Origin of the sequence: Streptomyces sp. NPDC014623, from assembly GCF_043088245.1 — a bacterium.
Classification (GTDB): domain Bacteria; phylum Actinomycetota; class Actinomycetes; order Streptomycetales; family Streptomycetaceae; genus Streptomyces.
In genome coordinates this window covers 144,453-159,994 of the sequence record NZ_JBIBZU010000002.1, presented here as the reverse complement: position 1 = coordinate 159,994, position 15,542 = coordinate 144,453, and the positions used below count along the sequence as shown (strand labels likewise).

Here is a 15,542-nt window from a genome sequence, read left to right as displayed (position 1 = left end):
ACGGTGCGCCCCGGTGGGAAAGGGCTACATCGGGACCGTGAAGGTGGTCCAGGGCAGGTCGGGGCCGTTCGTGTCCCCGTCCGTGGCACTGAGGAGCCTGCTGCGCAGACCGAGCCCGCCCCTGTTGCCGAGCGATATCCTGCCGGCGGGGTGCTCGGAAGCTCCCTCGTGTGCCGTGGTGACGTCCGCGTACCCGGCCGATTCGCTGATCTGCGTCATCTCTGCCTCATCTACTGGTCGTTGGTCGACAACGTCATGGGTGCGGTGGACCGGTCGGCCCCCGTGGAGTGGCGCACGAGCAGTGCCGGGCCGACCCGGTCGGGGAAACCCGCCCGCAGCAGCCCGTGTCCGATGCCCGACAGACCGGTGAGCAGTCCCGGGTGAGGTGTGTGTCCCGGCGTCCCGCAGTGCGGCTGCGCCCGGTCGGCGGCGGCCAGCAGGGTGCCGGTCCGGCGCAGCCAGTGGGGGCGCAGACGGGGCAGGGCGGCGTGGCCGAGCAGCTCCAGCACGCCCAGTTCGCCGTGGCAGAGGCTGTCGTTCCCCGGCGGGGTGGAGCGGGCCACCTCACCGGCGTGCTCCGCCAGCCAGTGGCCCAGCTCCGGATCGGCCAGGGCCTCGGGGCTGTCGGCGACCGCGAGCGCGACCCCCGCCGCCCCCTCGCACCAGGCCGGCCCGCCGGCCGCACCGCGCACCGCGCCACGCAGGGCGTCCAGCCCGGCGCTCAGGTGGTGCGGACCGCCGCCCGCCCCGGCGAACCGCAGCAGCGCCCAGCCGATGCCCGCCGCCCCGTCCGCGAAGCCCCCGGGCGCCGGGGGCGGCGTCGCCGCGAGCCGCTCGGCGCAGCGCTCCGCGCCACGCCAGGCCTCGGCCCGCCCGGTGGTCCGGTGCACGGCGAGCAGCGACACCAGGCCGCCGGCCGCTCCGCCCCGCACCCCGAGCCCCTCCTCGGCCGAGCTCGCGGCACAGGCCAGCCGGACGGCGGGGCCCGCCCAGTCCAGCACCCGCTCGTCGTCCAGGAGCGTGCCGATCTCCGCCAGGGCGTACGCGATGCCCCCGAGACCGGAGAAGGCGCCGGAACCGAGCACCCCGAGATCGTCGCCGCGCTGGTGCAACGCGTCCAGGAGACCCGGTACGGGGGCCAGCGCGGTCCGTGCCGCATCGGCGTACCGGGCCGCCCCGGTCAGTGACGCCAGCTGCGCGAGGAACAGCGCGGGACCGGTGTACCCGGCCGCGAGGTCGGCCGCCAGCGGCGTGAGCCGCCAGTAGCGTTCGCCGAGCAGCTCCAGGCCGATCCAGTTGGTCCGGCCTCCGCCGTGGTACGCGAGCGAGACGAGCTGGTCGCCCACCGACCGCGCGGCGGAGAGCAGGCGTTCCGGTTCCGGTGCGCTCGCCCCGGCCCGCTGCCTGCCGCACCCGGCGGCACGGTGCGGGGGCTCGGTGGACGTACTCACCATGGCGGTGCGGATGATCCGTTCCTGGTCCTGCCGGTCCACCGTGTCCAGGGCCCGGATCCTCGCCTCCACCCGCGCCAGCCCGGCGGGCCCGGCGGGCCCCCGCATCCTGCGTCCGCCGCCGCTCCACACGTCCGTCACGCCGGGCCGGGTGGTGAACACCGGCACGTCGCCCTGCCACAGCTCCGCGATCTCCTCGTCCTCCAGGCCCGGCAGCGCGGCGGTGCCCAGGGCTCCGGTGCGCAGCAGGGCGAACACCTGCTGGCGCTCGGCGGCGTCCCGCATCAGGTCGGGGTGGGTCGACTCGTGCAGCAGCGTGGCGTACGTCCAGGTCGGCCTGGGCACGAAACGGACCTCGTCGTCGGCGAAGAGACGCAGGAGCCCCCTCGGCCCCAGCAGTTCACCGCGTGAGTCGCCGACGGTCGTGTACGCGGAGCGGAAACCGTCGCACAGCGCTTCGGTGAACCCGAACGGATCGGCCGGGGCGCCGTCGAGCGTGGGGCGGTTGGACGACTCGGCGAACTGCCCGGCAGCGCGTACCAGGTGCATGGTGTCGGTGCCCGCCGCCGCCCAGGAAGCCGTCTCCAGTGGGGAGGAGGCCGCCCGGCCCCCGCCGACGGCGGACATGTCGAGCGCGCTGGTGTCCCCGACCAGCAACTGAGGGAGCAGCCCGACACGGTGGACCGAGGCGTGCAGGGCGCGAGCGGCCGGGTCGGAGGGCGGGGTCTGGGTCAGGGGCGGGTGGAACAGCGTCTCCACATCCACCAGGACGGGGTCAGGTCCGCAGGCGATGAGGTTCTCGTGGTGCAGGTCCGTGCCGTCCAGGACGTGCAGCAGCGCCAGCAGCGCTCCGAGACGCCGGTAGAAGAGCGTGGTCTCGGCCGCCGAGCGGCAGGGCGCGTCCACGACGAACTCCGCCCAGCCGTACGCCCCTCGGTCGAGGGACCGGGGTACGCGCAGATCAGGCGTCCCGGTATGGGAGTTGAACCACCCCACCAGGGTCTCGAAGTGCCGGTGGGCCGCGAGCGGACGAGGCTTGTAGACCAGCCGGGCGCCGTCGGCGAACCGCAGGAGCATCACGGACCGGCCTCCGCGGTGGCTGTCACCCGTGCCGGTCTCGACCCGGGTCAGGGTGTGCGGCCCGTATGCGGTGGACCGTCCTGCTCCCCGTCCCCCGAACACCGCGGAAGAGCCCAGGAGTTCCTGGTCCGCCGCGAGTCTGCCGAGCATCTCGGCGAAGGCGTCGGCGGCGTTCATGGCCGCCTGTGCGAGGACCCTGGCCAGGACCGGATATCCGGTGAGCAGGGAGGCGAGGCCGGCCTGGCTCGCGGTCAGCCGCAGGAAGTCCCGGAAGCGCTCCTGGGTGCCCCCGCCTCTCAGCCTTCCGCCGGTCCGCGCTGCGTGCAGCTCCGAGACGAGTGTCCTGGCGGCCAGCACGGCCAGACGCCGTGCGACGTCGTGCCGAAAGCCGTCCAGTACACCCGCGGGGCAGAGAGCCGGACCGGGCCGCCCGACGGCGCCCGCTCCCGCCATCCGGTCGACGGCCCGGGACGCGAACGGCGCGACGACCAGGGCGAAGCCGGTCAGGTCCGGATACGCCCGGTCCGCGATCCGTGCCTCCCGCGGCGCCCGGGCCACGGCCTCCCGGGCGAACCGGGCCCAGTCGGGCTCGGTGCCGGGGCACGGCCCGACGGTGCCGGGAGCCCACCAGGGACCACCGTGCTGCCGGGAGCCGAAGAGGCGGACGGTGCCCGGCGCCGGGGCGTCCTGGGGCCCGTCGGCGGCCGCCGGGGCGCACGGTGCGGACGCCCGGTCCGCACCACCGGTCGCTTCCCTCTCCACCATCGCGCTCACCTCCCCGGCCGCGGGAGGCCCGAGCGGTTCTCCCGCACCCATCCTGGAGGGCGTCAGGGACGGGCACATGGGGGAGTCGCCCCCATCTTTCCGTCCGCGGCGCCCCGCCGTACGGACTTCCCGGCCGAGGGGGACAACACGGCCACCGCCGGCCCGGACCGGCGGGCCGGCGGCCCTGTCGAGGACCGGGGCAGCGGCCCGGCGGCGCCGCCCGTCCCGGGATCAGCGGGCCGGTGCCGCCGTCGACCCCCGTTCCATGAGATCCGCGGCGATGGTCGCCATGCCTCCCGGCGGGAGCTCCTCCTTGCCCATCGCCAGCCGGCCCGCCCGCGCCCCCGCCTCGTACAGCGGGAGTCGTACGGTCGTCAGGGCCGGCACGGCGTCCACCGAGAACGGCAGGTCGTCGAAGCCGGCCACGGAGACGTCCTCGGGGATGCGGAGTCCGAGGTCCCGGACGGCCGCGCAGGCGCCCAGTGCCACCGTGTCGTTGGCGGCGACGACGGCCGTCACCTCCGGTTCGCGGCGCAGGAGTCCGAGGGTGGCGTCGTAGCCGGAGCTCCGGTCGTACGGCCCGTGCACGGTGACGCTCTCCTCGTCCCCGTACAGCCCCGCCGCCTTCATGGCCTCGCGGTGGCCCTCCAGCCGGTGACGGGTCGTGGTGCGCTCCAGGGGGCCGGCGACATAGCCGATCCGGCGGTGGCCCAGGGCGATCAGATGCTCGGTGAGGCGGCGGGCGCCGCCCCGGTTGTCGAAGGCCAGCGCGGCGGCCACCGCGTCGGTGCCGGGCAGTGGGGGCCGCCCGCAGAAGACGATCCGGGTGCCGGCGTCCGCGAGCTTCGCCAGCTTCACGGCCATCGCGGCCTGATGGGCCGGGTCCTCCAGCGCGCCGCCGGTGAGGACGACGGCCGCGGCGCGCTGACGCTGGAGCAGGGTGAGATAGGTGAGTTCGCGCTCGGGGGAGCCGCCGGTGTTGCAGACGACGGCGAGCTTCTCGCCGCCCGCGCGGCCGGATCCGTCCCCCGGGCCGCCGATCTCGCTCTGCGCCGCTCCGGCCATGATGCCGAAGAACGGGTCGGCGATGTCGTTGACCAGGATGCCCACCAGGTCGGACGTGGCGGCGGCGAGCGAGCTGGCCGGGCCGTTCAGTACGTAGTCCAGATCGTCCACCGCGCGCAGGACCCGCTCCCGGGTGGACGAGGCCACCGGGTAATTGCCGTTCAGGACACGGGACACGGTGGCCGGGGACACCCGGGCGCGGGCCGCGACGTCCGCCAGGGTGACTGTCATCGCTCTCCTCCGAGGAGTCGTGGAGCGGCACCCCTTGTCCGGGCCGCTGTCGGCAGGCTAGCGTCATACCGGATAGAAAGCGCTTGCTACGGCTGTATGGAGGAACTTTCGTGACACGCAGGACAGTGCGCATCGCCATGAACGGCGTCACGGGACGCATGGGGTACCGGCAGCACCTGGTGCGCTCGATCCTCGCGATCCGCGAGCAGGGCGGCCTCGACCTCGGCAACGGCGAGGTGCTGTGGCCGGAACCCGTGCTCGTCGGCCGCCGGGCCCATGCGCTGGAGGCGCTCGCCGAGCAGCACGGTCTGACCGAGTGGTCGACCGACCTGGACGCGGTGCTCGCCGACGAATCGATCGACGTCTACTTCGACGCCCAGGTCACCTCGGCCCGCGTCGAGGCGATCAAGAAGGCGATCGCCGCGGGCAAGCACGTCTACACCGAGAAGCCCACCGCCACCGACGTCGAGGGCGCGCTCGAACTGGCCCGCCTCGCCCGCGACGCCGGCATCAAGCACGGCGTCGTCCAGGACAAGATCTTCCTCCCCGGACTGCTCAAGCTGAAGCGCCTCATCGACGGCGGCTTCTTCGGGGAGATCCTCTCCGTGCGCGGCGAGTTCGGCTACTGGGTCTTCGAAGGCGACTGGCAGGAAGCCCAGCGCCCCTCCTGGAACTACCGTTCGGAGGACGGCGGCGGCATCGTCGTCGACATGTTCCCGCACTGGGAGTACGTCCTGCACGAGCTGTTCGGCCAGGTCACGAGCGTCTCCGCGCACGTGCAGACACACATCCCGCAGCGCTGGGACGAAGAGGGCAAGCCCTACGCCGCCACCGCCGACGACGCGGCGTACGGCACCTTCCAGCTGGCGGGCGGCGCCGTCGCCCAGATCAACTCCTCCTGGGCGGTCCGCGTCAACCGCGACGAGCTCGTCGAGTTCCAGGTCGACGGCACCCACGGCTCCGCCGTCGCGGGTCTGCGCAACTGCCGTGTCCAGCACCGCTCGGCCACCCCCAAGCCGGTCTGGAACCCGGACCTCCCGGTCACCGAGCCGTTCCGCGACCAGTGGCAGGAAGTCCCCGACAACGCCGTCTTCGACAACGGCTTCAAGGCCCAGTGGGAGCTCTTCCTGCGCCATGTCGTCCTCGACGAGCCCTACACCTGGGACCTGATGGCCGGGGCCCGGGGCGTCCAGCTCGCCGAGCTCGGCCTCAAGTCCTCCGCCGAGGGCCGCCGTTTCGACGTCCCGGAGCTGAGCCTGTGACCATCCACCTGCCGCAAGGCCCGTACGAACCCCGCGCCACCCCGCTCGACCTCGCGCCGTCCGGGGCGCCCCTCGCCTCCCGTACGGTCTTCTCCGCCGCGCACGTCGTCGCCGACCCGTACGCCGACATCAGCCCCGACGACCCCGTCGCCGTCGACTGGGACGCCACCCTCGCCTTCCGCCGCCACCTCTGGTCGCACGGCCTGGGCGTCGCCGAGGCCATGGACACCGCACAGCGCGGCATGGGCCTGGACTGGGCCGGCGCGGCGGAGCTGATCCGCCGCTCGGCCGCCGAGGCGAAGTCCGCCGGCGGCAGGATCGCCTGCGGTGTGGGCACCGACCAGCTCACGGGGCCCGCGACCCTGCCCGAGGTGCGCGCCGCGTACGAGGAGCAGCTCGCCCTGGTCGAGGCCTCCGGGGCCCAGGCCGTCCTGATGGCCTCCCGCGCGCTGGCCGCCGCCGCGAAGGGCCCCGAGGACTACCTGGAGACGTACGCGCATCTCCTGCGCCAGGCCACGGAACCGGTCGTCCTGCACTGGCTCGGCCCCATGTTCGATCCCGCGCTGGAGGGCTACTGGGGCAGCGCGGACCTCGACGCCGCCACGGACACCTTCCTGAAGGTCATCGGCGAGCACCCGGACAAGGTCGACGGCATCAAGATCTCGCTCCTGGACGCCGAGCGTGAGATCGACGTACGGCGCCGGCTTCCGGGCGGGGTGCGCTGCTACACCGGCGACGACTTCAACTACCCCGAACTGATCGCGGGCGACGACCGGGGCTTCAGTCACGCCCTGCTCGGCATCTTCGACCCGCTCGGTCCGCTGGCCGCCCACGCGGTGCGGGTCCTGGACACCGGGGACGTCGACGGCTTCCGTGCCCTCCTGGACCCGACGGTGGAGCTCTCCCGCCACCTGTTCAAGGCCCCGACCCGCTTCTACAAGACCGGTGTCGTGTTCCTCGCCTGGCTGGCGGGCCACCAGGACCACTTCACGATGGCCGGAGGCCTGCAGTCCGCCCGCTCGCTGCCGCACCTGGCGAAGGCGTACGAACTGGCCGACCGCCTCGGCCTGTTCCCGGACCCCGGGCTGGCCGAGGCGCGCATGCGCGCGCTGCTGACCGTCCACGGAGGAAACCGATGAGCACCGAACTGTCCCGCCTGTCCATCAACCAGGAGACGGTCCGGCAACTGTCCCTGCCGGAGCTCGTCGAGGGCTGCGCCAAGGCCGGCATCGGCCAGGTCGGCCTGTGGCGCGCTCCGGTGCAGGCGTACGGCGTCGAGCGCGCCGGACAGCTGATGAAGGACGCGGGCCTCACCGTCACGAGCCTCTGCCGCGGGGGCTTCCTCACCGCGACCGACCCCGTCCAGCGCGCCCGCGCGCTGGACGACAACCGTGCGGCGGTCGACGAGGCCGCGGGCGTGAACACCGACACGCTGGTCCTGGTCTGCGGCGGACTCCCCGAAGGGGAGAAGGACCTGTACGCCGCCCGGGAGCGCATCGCCGACGCACTGGGCGAGTTGGCCCCGTACGCGTACGAGAGGGGCATCCGTCTCGCGATCGAGCCGCTGCACCCGATGTTCGCCTCGGACCGCTGCGTGGTCTCCACCCTCTCCCAGGCCCTGGACCTCGCGGAGCGCTTCCCGGCCGAGCAGGTCGGTGTGGTCGTCGACGCGTACCACATCTGGTGGGACGACCAGGTGGCCGCGCAGATCGCCCGGGCGGGCGCGGGCGGGCGGATCCACTCCTTCCAGCTGGCCGACTGGATCACTCCGCTCCCGGCGGGCGTTCTGGTGGGCCGTGGCCAACTGGGTGACGGCTGCGTGGACTTCCGTACGATGCGCCGGCAGGTCGAGGCCACGGGCTTCGACGGACCGATCGAGGTCGAGATCTTCAACGAGGAACTCTGGTCCCGTGACGGCGCCGACGTGATCGGCGAGGTCGCCGCCCGGTACCTGGAACATGCCTGCTGAGAGAGGTTCGAACGGCCGGAGGTAAAGAGATCGTAAAGGCGTGCAACCTTTGCGTACCCTCCCCGGTCGTACTCAGCGTCGGGACTTCCGGGGAGGGGTCCGGGGGGATCGGGAAGCCCGGCGGAGGGGGAAAGCGAGGGGGGTCCGGCCTGTGGGCCGGGCCCCATTCCGCTTTCCTGGGACGTCTGCGGTGCGGCGGAGCCCGGCGCGGGTCCGGCGGGATCACCGGCGTGCCGAAGTATCCGTCGATGACCTGCAGGCGCGTCGGTGCGTTCCTCCACGAGACCGGCGTGGTGTCCGAGGAGAAGACGCGTGGCGTTCCCGATCGCGCCGCCACCTGCGCGGACGGCGAACTGGACCAGTACGCGGCTGCCCAGGCGCTGGAGAGCTTCGGCGTGGCGGTCTCGGTCCACGCCGACGACATCGACTCCGTCCACGACGTTACGCGAGCCTGCTGCCGGCCGCCGCCGAGGCCGCCGGTGGCGGAGCCACCATTTCCGGCGTCCGGGTCGTGGGGGGCGAAGGCGGGTTCGAGGGTGGCCGCTTCGACGTCCCCGAGTTCGAGAAGGACGGCAAGCCGGTGCCCATCCCGGCCGAGCACTTCGCAGTGGACTACCTCGACCACGAGGCGGCCTGCCGGGCCATCGCCGAAACCGCACACGGCGACGGCCCGCGCTCATGGCGGAACGCCGGCTTCGCGCGCGATCCGGGCGCCGGCTACGACAGCATCATGGTCCTCGCCACACCCGGGCAGAGGGAAGCGCTCCACCGGCATCCGGGGCTGACGTTTCCCTGAGCAGCGGGTGACCGGGTTCCGGGGCGGGCCGTCCCCGGAGCCGGTCGGTGCGCTCGTCCGTGGCCTCAGCCGCCGTCGAAGCCTCTCCGGGCCGCCTCGATGTGGCCGATGTGCCGGTGGGTCCAGTCGCACATCACGTCGACCGTCTTCCGCAACCCCTGGCCCGGCCCGGTCAGGGTGTACTCGACCTTCGGCGGGACCGTGGGGTACACGGTGCGCCCGACCAGACCGTTGCGCTCCAGCATGCGCAGGTTCTGGGTGAGCATCTTGTGGCTGATCCCCTCGACCTCGGCCCGCACCTCGCTGAAGCGCAGGGTGCGGTCGCCCAGCGCCTCGATGATCAGGAGCGCCCACTTGTTGGCGACGTCCGAGAAGATCTCCCGCGCCAGTGAGTCCGCGCGCCTCAGGTCGGCCTGTTCCTCGGGGGAGCCGCTGAACTGCTTGGTCACCTTTTGGTTCCCCTGTCACTGAAAAGTGCGTTCTTCCACGTCAGCGCTCACTCTCCTACGGTTTCCCAGTAACCACAAGAGAGCACGTGTCGGCCCCGCCGGGGCCGCGCGGCAAGGAGGCGGACAGCATGGCCATCACCCTGACGAACCCCGAGGGACTCCCGGAGATCGACGTCTACCGGCAGGTCTCGGTCGCGACCGGATCGAAGCTGGTCTTCGTCGCCGGGCAGGTCGCCTGGGACGCCGACGGCGCCACGGTCGGCGAAGGCGACCTGGCGGCCCAGGTCGAGCAGTGCTACGTCAACGCCGCCACCGCGCTGAGGAGTGCCGGCGCCTCCTTCGACGACGTGGCGAAGCTGAACGTCCACGTGGTCGACTGGACCCCCGACAAGATGCCCCTGCTCCTGGAAGGGATCTCCCGGGCGTCCGCCCGGCTGGGGACCACCCCGGTACCGCCGGCCACCATGCTGGGCGTCGCCGCACTGGACATCCCCGAGCACCTGGTCGAGATCGAGGTCACCGCCGTCATCGACTGAGGCGGCCGGGCCCGCCCCCGCCGGGACGAGGGCCGCCCCACCGGCTCCGGACAGCCGCCGGGCGGGTGGGGCGGCAGGTGGCGGAGCAGCCCGAGTCGTGTACCGGGTGTGCCCGGGGCCTCCGGTCGGCTTCCGCCACCCGGAGGCCACTCGAAGGGGCGGGCCGTCGTCGGCAGGCTCCGTCGGCCGACCGTGGTCAACGGAGTTCCTGTACCGTCGTCCCGGGCCCGGACCGCTCAGGCGTGTTAGCCCCCACTGCCCGCCAATGCGCCTGTGGTGAACGGGACTTCGCTCATCTGAGGGCGGCCGGGGAGGGTGAGGCCCGGTCGTGTGTGGGTGCGGGGCGCGGCACGACGCCGAACCCGAATACGAGTAAGGAAATTGCATGGCACGTGAGCATGATCCTTCCAGACGCATACCGCCGAGTTCAGGCACGTCTTCCGGCGCGTCCGGGAGTTCGCCGGATCCGGCCCGCCGGGCGGTGCCGATGGAGGGGGCGGCCGGAGACCCCGGTGACGCACTGAGGCCGGGCGGCATGGCCGGCCGCGAGGTCACGTCGTCCACGGCGGCCGACCCGGACGCCGGCGCGCAGGGCCCGACGAGCGAGAGGCCGGAGAGCAAGGGCTCCGGGAGCGAGGCTCCCGAGGGTGCGGAGGCCCGGACACGGACCGCGAAGCGAGCGGGTGCCGCCGGAGCCTCCGTCCCTGATTCCGGCACCGGTGCCGGGCGGGGCACCGGCGTCCCGGAGCCGTCGACGGAGGAGGCGCCCGAACCGGCACCGGCCGGCTCCGAAGAGACCAAGGCGGCTTCGTCTTCGGCGTCCGCCTCCGACCCGGCCGCGGCGCATGCGGACACCGGTACCGCCGACGGGTCCCCGGACGCCGCAGTCGCCGCGGCGGCGGTCAGCGGCAGCGCGGGCGCGGGTACGCGCACGGACAGCGAACCGCTCGGCAGCCGGCCGAAGAAATCGGTACTGGCCGCGGCGGCGGTCATCGGCGCGCTCCTGGTCTCCGTACCGTTCCTCGTGGCGGGCCAGGACGACCCCGAGCCCGAGAAGGACCGCACGCAGAACGTGGCAGGAACGGTCCTGGGAACTGAACGCTCCGAGCAACCGGAGACCTACACCAGCAAGTCGCCGAGCCCCTCCGTGACTCCGAGCAAGGAGAAGGAGAAGGAGCAGGAGCAGGAGCAGGTGAAGGAGAAGCCGTCCGAACCGCCGGCCCCCAAGCCGGTGATGGTGCCGCCGCCGGTCACGCCTGAGCGCAAGCCCACGGCCACCGTGACGGCGAAGGCCCCGCCGAACACGGCCGCCAGTGCGTTGCGCAGCCTCGCCGAGGGGGACCCCGAGGGGCGGCACATCTGTTACCGGGTCTTCGTGTCCGGGAGCGGCTGGCAGGCACCGGTGTGCGACGGGACGATGGCCGGGACGATCGGCCAGGGCAAGCAGATCACGGCCCTCAACATCGCGGTGTGGAACGTCGGCGGGTCCTCCGCCAACGCCCTGCTGCACGACCAGGGTTCGACGAGCGGCAACGCCACCTGGGCCCCGAGCTGGACGAGCACCGTCGCGGACGGCAAGAACAACTACATAGGCAGTTCGAAGCCGGGCGCCCCGTTCATGACGGGCTTCGCCATGAACGTCGGCAAGGGCGGCGTCTGCCACTCGGCCAGGTTGCGCGGCGGAGGCTGGGGCCCGCAGTACTGCAAGAACAGCCGGCCCGAGTACATGTTCGTCGGCACCACCGACAACAAGAGCTGGTTCGAGGCTGTGAAGCTCACGGTGTGACCGATGGGCTCCGGTCCGCGAGGAGGAGCCCCCTGGCCGTCACCGGGGGGCTCGCCGTGTCCGGCCCCGGGGGACGGGGACCACGCCGGAGCGAGCGCCAGGAGCGCGGCGTCGCTCGCACTGCTGTCGATGCGCGTGCTGAACACCGGGGTCGGGACCACGGCGTCAACGCCTGAGGGTGCCGGGCCCGTCCGGCCTCCTGAACAGCGCGGTCCAGAGGAAGTCCTCACCGAAGCACGGGGAGCCGGCCGGCTGGTCCCGCATCCGCCGCAGTTCGATCTCCTCCATCCCGGAGAAGATCCAGCGCAGCGACTCGGGTGTGTAGGCGAGGCCGCCCTGAAGCCCCGCACCGCCGTAGCAGTCGGCGTCGGGCTGCTCTGAACCCATCGCGCCGGACGCGAAGCAGCTGAGGGCGAGATGGCCGCCGGGGACGAGGGTGCGCTCCACCAACTCCAGGTAGCTGACGCGACGGTGGGGCGGCAGGTGGTGGAAGCAGCCCGAGTCGTAGATCAGGTCGTACGGCCCTGCGGGCGCGTCCTCGGCGAAGGCGTCCCCGCAGTGGAAGCGGATGTCCGCCCCCGCCTCACCGGCCCGCTCCTCGGCCCACGCGACGGCTGCGGGCGACAGATCGACGGCGTCCACCTCGAACCCCCGCGAGGCGAGGTACAGGGCGTTGCGTCCCGGCCCGCAGCCGAGATCGAGAGCCCGGCCGGGCGTGATCAGACCTTGGCCGAGGTGGGACACGAGGCTCTCGTCCGGCTCGGCCACGAAGAACGGCACCGGCTTCGACCGGTCCTCGTAGAACCCGTCCCACCAGCCGCTCGCGTCGTCGGTCCACCGGTCGGCCTCCGGCGCGAACAGGCTGTCCATGAGCTTCAGTACGTCCTCCACGGAACGCACGGTCCGGTCCACCCGCAACTCCCTTCCCCAGGCCCCGACTCTAGGCCCTGAGCCGGTATTCGTGCAGCTCGGAGCCGGTGTGGGAGCTTGCTGAGGGACTGTTGGGAAGCGTCCGGGGAGCGCCCGGGCCCGGCCCCCCGTACGGGACTCGTTCCCTTGTCCAGGACCCGTCCGAGTGCCGCCGAGGGCCCTTCCTGGATGTGGCCGAGGTGTGCTTCTCGACCGCTCCGCAGGCGAAGGGCCCTGAGGGGGAGAAGCGGCCTCCCCGTCGCCTCGGCGCCGGGGTGCCGGTGGTCAGGCTTCGATCTCCCAGCCGGCGCAGTGGTGGCCCGACTCGTGTTCGTAGGCCGACGGCCGGTAGTGCAGGAAGGGGGAACCCGTCTCCAGGGAGCCGGTCAGGAGCCGGAAGAGCTCTGCCGGCCCGGTCGCCCAGAGTATGCCGTCGAGGTCTCCCGACCCGATGCCCCTCTCGTGCGCATACTCCTACGAAGGCCCCGGGCGGTGATCGACGAAGGCGACGCCCCCGTCGTCGGGCAGGGCGATCGGCACACACCGGTGCAGATTCACAGCCGGCTCCTCGTCCTCCCGCAGGTCTGCCTCGATGTTGCGCTCAGCTGCGCCCACGAGGATCTCGTGCCTCATCGCCATGTCGTACAGACCCCTCAGGAGGTGTCCCAACGGCAGGAACGTCCCGGCGGGCAGGGGGAACGAACCCGGTTCGGCGACGGTCCGCGCACGGAGGCGTTCTCCGGCCCCCGCACCGCGCACATGGCCGAGGCGACGTCCCCGTACTCCCCGCAGGACATCGAGCGGTTCGAGGAGCCGCGTAGCTGCTCTCGGGGACGGCCCCCACGCTGTCAGCCCCACCCGGTACCGTCGGCAGCATGTCCAACACCGCCGTGCTCGAAGGCGTCCTGGAGCGGATCACCTACGCCAACGAGGAGAACGGCTACACCGTCGCCCGCGTCGACACCGGACGGGGGAGCAGCGACCTGCTCACCGTCGTCGGCTCGCTGCTCGGCGCCCAGCCCGGTGAGTCGCTGCGGATGGAGGGGCGTTGGGGCTCCCATCCGCAGTACGGCAAGCAGTTCACCGTGGAGAACTACACGACGATCCTGCCCGCCACCATCCAGGGCATCCGCCGCTACCTCGGCTCCGGCCTGATCAAGGGCATCGGGCCGGTCATGGCCGACCGCATCACCACCCACTTCGGCGTCGACACCCTGGACATCATCGAGCAGCAGCCCGAGCGGCTCGTCGAGGTGCCCGGGCTCGGGCCCAAGCGGACGAAGATGATCGCCGCGGCCTGGGAGGAACAGAAGGCGATCAAGGAGGTGATGGTCTTCCTGCAGAGCGTCGGCGTCTCCACCTCCATCGCCGTGCGCATCTACAAGAAGTACGAGGACGCGTCGATCTCCGTCGTGAAGAACCAGCCCTACCGGCTGGCCGCCGACGTCTGGGGCATCGGATTCCTCACCGCCGACCGCATCGCCCAGGCCGTCGGCATCCCGCACGACAGTCCCGAACGGGTCAAGGCCGGACTCCAGTACGCCCTTTCGCAGTCCACCGACCAGGGGCACTGCTTCCTGCCCGAGGAACGGCTGATCGCCGACGGGGTGAAGCTGCTCCAGGTGGACACGGGGCTCGTCATCGAATGCCTGGCCGAGCTCGCCGAGGATCCCGAGGGCGTCGTACGGGAGAAGGTACCGGGCCCGGAGGACGGGCAGCCCGTCACCGCCGTGTACCTGGTCCCCTTCCACCGGGCCGAGATCTCGCTCGCCGCCCAGGTGCAGCGCCTGCTGCGTACGCCGGAGGACCGGATGCCCGGCTTCGGGGACGTCGACTGGGACAAGGCGCTGGCCTGGCTCGCGCGGCGTACGGGGGCGACGCTGGCCCCCGGGCAGGAGGCGGCCGTCCGGCTCGCGCTCAGCCGGAAGGTGGCCGTCCTCACCGGCGGCCCCGGCTGCGGGAAGTCGTTCACCGTCCGTTCCGTCGTCGAGCTGGCCCGCGCCAAGAACGCCAAGGTGGTGCTGGCCGCCCCCACCGGGCGGGCCGCGAAGCGGCTCTCGGAGCTGACCGGTGCCGAGGCGTCCACCGTGCACCGGCTGCTGGAGCTGAAGCCGGGCGGGGACGCGGCGTACGACCGGGACCGGCCGCTGGACGCCGATCTGATCGTCGTCGACGAGGCGTCGATGCTCGACCTGCTGCTCGCCAACAAACTGATCAAGGCGGTGGCACCTGGTGCCCATCTGCTGCTGGTCGGCGATGTGGACCAGCTGCCCTCGGTCGGAGCGGGGGAGGTGCTGCGGGATCTGCTCGCCGACGGCGGCCCCGTACCGGCGGTCCGGCTGACCACCATCTTCCGGCAGGCCCAGAAGTCCGGCGTCGTCACCAACGCCCACCGCATCAACTCAGGGGTGCCGCCGCTGACCCAGGGGCTGGACGACTTCTTCCTGTTCGTGGAGGACGAGACGGAGGACGCCGGGGTGCTCGCCGTGGATGTCGCGGCCCGCCGCATCCCCGCCAAGTTCGGCCTGAACCCCCGCCGTGACGTGCAGGTCCTCGCCCCGATGCACCGCGGCCCGGCGGGCGCCGGCCATCTCAACGGACTGCTCCAGCAGGCCATCACCCCGGGGCGTCCCGACCTGCCCGAGAAGCGGTTCGGCGGCCGGGTCTTCCGGGTCGGCGACAAGGTGACCCAGATCCGGAACAACTACGAGAAGGGGGAGAACGGGGTCTTCAACGGCACGGTCGGTGTCGTCACCGCCCTCGACGCGGACGAGCAGAAGCTGACGGTCCGCACGGACGAGGACGAGGAGATCGCGTACGACTTCGACGAGCTGGACGAGCTCGCCCACGCCTACGCGATGACCATCCACCGCTCGCAGGGCAGTGAGTATCCGGCGGTCGTCATCCCCGTCACCACCAGCGCCTGGATGATGCTGCAGCGCAACCTGCTCTACACCGCTGTGACCAGGGCCAAGAAGCTGGTCGTGCTGGTCGGTTCACGCAGGGCCATCGGGCAGGCGGTCCGCACCGTTTCCGCAGGCAGGCGCTGTACGGCGCTGGACTTCCGGCTCCGTGGCGGGACGGCCGGAGATGCTCCCGAAAAAATGATCGATCAAAACGGTGGGAAACATCACTGAGCTCTTCCGGAACCGGATCGCAGGGGGCAGGATGAGCAAGTTAGCGGCACTCAGTGCCGCCAGTAGGTCCAATGGACGACCCCGAGTGCACTCTCCTGAGCCGAAT

13 protein-coding genes are annotated in these 15,542 nt (G+C 72.3%); 7 read left to right on the top strand and 6 right to left on the bottom strand.

The window, feature by feature from the left end:
* Nucleotides 1-24: 24 nt before the first annotated feature.
* The 3 genes from ACF1FZ_RS04740 to ACF1FZ_RS04730 all read right to left on the bottom strand — a co-directional run bounded on the left by ACF1FZ_RS04740 (nt 25) and on the right by ACF1FZ_RS04730 (nt 4,592).
* A complete protein-coding gene (locus tag ACF1FZ_RS04740) occupies nt 25-219 on the bottom strand; it encodes a hypothetical protein (protein WP_391771924.1) in 195 nt (64 codons plus the stop codon).
* Nucleotides 220-230: 11 nt separating this feature from the next.
* Nucleotides 231-3,296 carry a type 2 lanthipeptide synthetase LanM family protein gene (locus ACF1FZ_RS04735; RefSeq protein ID WP_391771923.1) on the bottom strand — a complete coding sequence of 1,022 codons (3,066 nt, stop codon included), beginning with the start codon at nt 3,294-3,296 and terminating at the stop codon, nt 231-233.
* A 231-nt stretch (nt 3,297-3,527) separates the two neighbouring features.
* Nucleotides 3,528-4,592 carry a LacI family DNA-binding transcriptional regulator gene (locus ACF1FZ_RS04730; RefSeq protein WP_391771922.1) on the bottom strand — a complete coding sequence of 355 codons (1,065 nt, stop codon included), beginning with the start codon at nt 4,590-4,592 and terminating at the stop codon, nt 3,528-3,530.
* A 110-nt stretch (nt 4,593-4,702) separates the two neighbouring features.
* Between ACF1FZ_RS04730 and ACF1FZ_RS04725 the strand changes: the two genes are divergently transcribed.
* The 4 genes from ACF1FZ_RS04725 to ACF1FZ_RS04710 all read left to right on the top strand — a co-directional run bounded on the left by ACF1FZ_RS04725 (nt 4,703) and on the right by ACF1FZ_RS04710 (nt 8,619).
* Nucleotides 4,703-5,854 carry a Gfo/Idh/MocA family protein gene (locus tag ACF1FZ_RS04725; protein WP_391771921.1) on the top strand — a complete coding sequence of 384 codons (1,152 nt, stop codon included), beginning with the start codon at nt 4,703-4,705 and terminating at the stop codon, nt 5,852-5,854.
* Nucleotides 5,851-6,993 carry a dihydrodipicolinate synthase family protein gene (locus ACF1FZ_RS04720; protein ID WP_391771920.1) on the top strand — a complete coding sequence of 381 codons (1,143 nt, stop codon included), beginning with the start codon at nt 5,851-5,853 and terminating at the stop codon, nt 6,991-6,993. The genes ACF1FZ_RS04725 and ACF1FZ_RS04720 overlap by 4 nt, the downstream gene beginning before the upstream one ends.
* Nucleotides 6,990-7,823, top strand: coding sequence for a sugar phosphate isomerase/epimerase family protein (locus ACF1FZ_RS04715; protein WP_391771919.1), 834 nt, complete (start codon nt 6,990-6,992; stop codon nt 7,821-7,823). Before ACF1FZ_RS04720 ends, ACF1FZ_RS04715 begins: the two co-directional genes overlap by 4 nt.
* Nucleotides 7,824-8,334: 511 nt before the next feature.
* Nucleotides 8,335-8,619 carry a hypothetical protein gene (locus ACF1FZ_RS04710; protein WP_391771918.1) on the top strand — a complete coding sequence of 95 codons (285 nt, stop codon included), beginning with the start codon at nt 8,335-8,337 and terminating at the stop codon, nt 8,617-8,619.
* 65 nt (nt 8,620-8,684) lie between these two features.
* Here ACF1FZ_RS04710 and ACF1FZ_RS04705 read toward each other — a convergent pair whose 3' ends face one another.
* Nucleotides 8,685-9,068, bottom strand: coding sequence for a winged helix-turn-helix transcriptional regulator (locus ACF1FZ_RS04705; RefSeq protein ID WP_391771917.1), 384 nt, complete (start codon nt 9,066-9,068; stop codon nt 8,685-8,687).
* A 128-nt stretch (nt 9,069-9,196) separates the two neighbouring features.
* Between ACF1FZ_RS04705 and ACF1FZ_RS04700 the strand changes: the two genes are divergently transcribed.
* Nucleotides 9,197-9,604, top strand: a complete 408-nt coding sequence (locus ACF1FZ_RS04700; protein WP_391771916.1) for a RidA family protein — start codon at nt 9,197-9,199, stop codon at nt 9,602-9,604.
* Nucleotides 9,605-10,139: 535 nt separating this feature from the next.
* Nucleotides 10,140-11,390 (top strand): hydrogenase expression protein HypA, encoded by a 1,251-nt coding sequence (locus tag ACF1FZ_RS04695; protein ID WP_391771915.1) that lies wholly within the window; start codon nt 10,140-10,142, stop codon nt 11,388-11,390.
* Nucleotides 11,391-11,555: 165 nt separating this feature from the next.
* Here ACF1FZ_RS04695 and ACF1FZ_RS04690 read toward each other — a convergent pair whose 3' ends face one another.
* Complete coding sequence (locus ACF1FZ_RS04690; RefSeq protein WP_391771914.1) at nt 11,556-12,302, bottom strand: class I SAM-dependent methyltransferase; 747 nt, start codon at nt 12,300-12,302, stop codon at nt 11,556-11,558.
* Between the two features lie 471 nt (nt 12,303-12,773).
* Nucleotides 12,774-12,932, bottom strand: a complete 159-nt coding sequence (locus tag ACF1FZ_RS04685; protein ID WP_391771913.1) for a hypothetical protein — start codon at nt 12,930-12,932, stop codon at nt 12,774-12,776.
* Nucleotides 12,933-13,174: 242 nt separating this feature from the next.
* On the opposite strand from ACF1FZ_RS04685, the gene ACF1FZ_RS04680 reads away from it, so the two are divergent.
* Complete coding sequence (locus tag ACF1FZ_RS04680) at nt 13,175-15,436, top strand: ATP-dependent RecD-like DNA helicase (RefSeq protein ID WP_391771912.1); 2,262 nt, start codon at nt 13,175-13,177, stop codon at nt 15,434-15,436.
* The last annotated feature ends 106 nt before the right edge of the window (nt 15,437-15,542 follow it).

What these genes read in the sequence shown, in the direction of transcription:
- ACF1FZ_RS04740 (WP_391771924.1), bottom strand. Translation starts at nt 219, where the DNA reads ATGACGCAGATCAGCGAATCGGCCGGGTACGCGGACGTCACCACGGCA.
- ACF1FZ_RS04735 (WP_391771923.1), bottom strand. Translation starts at nt 3,296, where the DNA reads ATGGTGGAGAGGGAAGCGACCGGTGGTGCGGACCGGGCGTCCGCACCG.
- ACF1FZ_RS04730 (WP_391771922.1), bottom strand. Translation starts at nt 4,592, where the DNA reads ATGACAGTCACCCTGGCGGACGTCGCGGCCCGCGCCCGGGTGTCCCCG.
- ACF1FZ_RS04715 (WP_391771919.1), top strand. Translation starts at nt 6,990, where the DNA reads ATGAGCACCGAACTGTCCCGCCTGTCCATCAACCAGGAGACGGTCCGG.
- ACF1FZ_RS04700 (WP_391771916.1), top strand. Translation starts at nt 9,197, where the DNA reads ATGGCCATCACCCTGACGAACCCCGAGGGACTCCCGGAGATCGACGTC.
- ACF1FZ_RS04695 (WP_391771915.1), top strand. Translation starts at nt 10,140, where the DNA reads ATGGCCGGCCGCGAGGTCACGTCGTCCACGGCGGCCGACCCGGACGCC.
- ACF1FZ_RS04685 (WP_391771913.1), bottom strand. Translation starts at nt 12,932, where the DNA reads ATGAGGCACGAGATCCTCGTGGGCGCAGCTGAGCGCAACATCGAGGCA.
- ACF1FZ_RS04680 (WP_391771912.1), top strand. Translation starts at nt 13,175, where the DNA reads ATGTCCAACACCGCCGTGCTCGAAGGCGTCCTGGAGCGGATCACCTAC.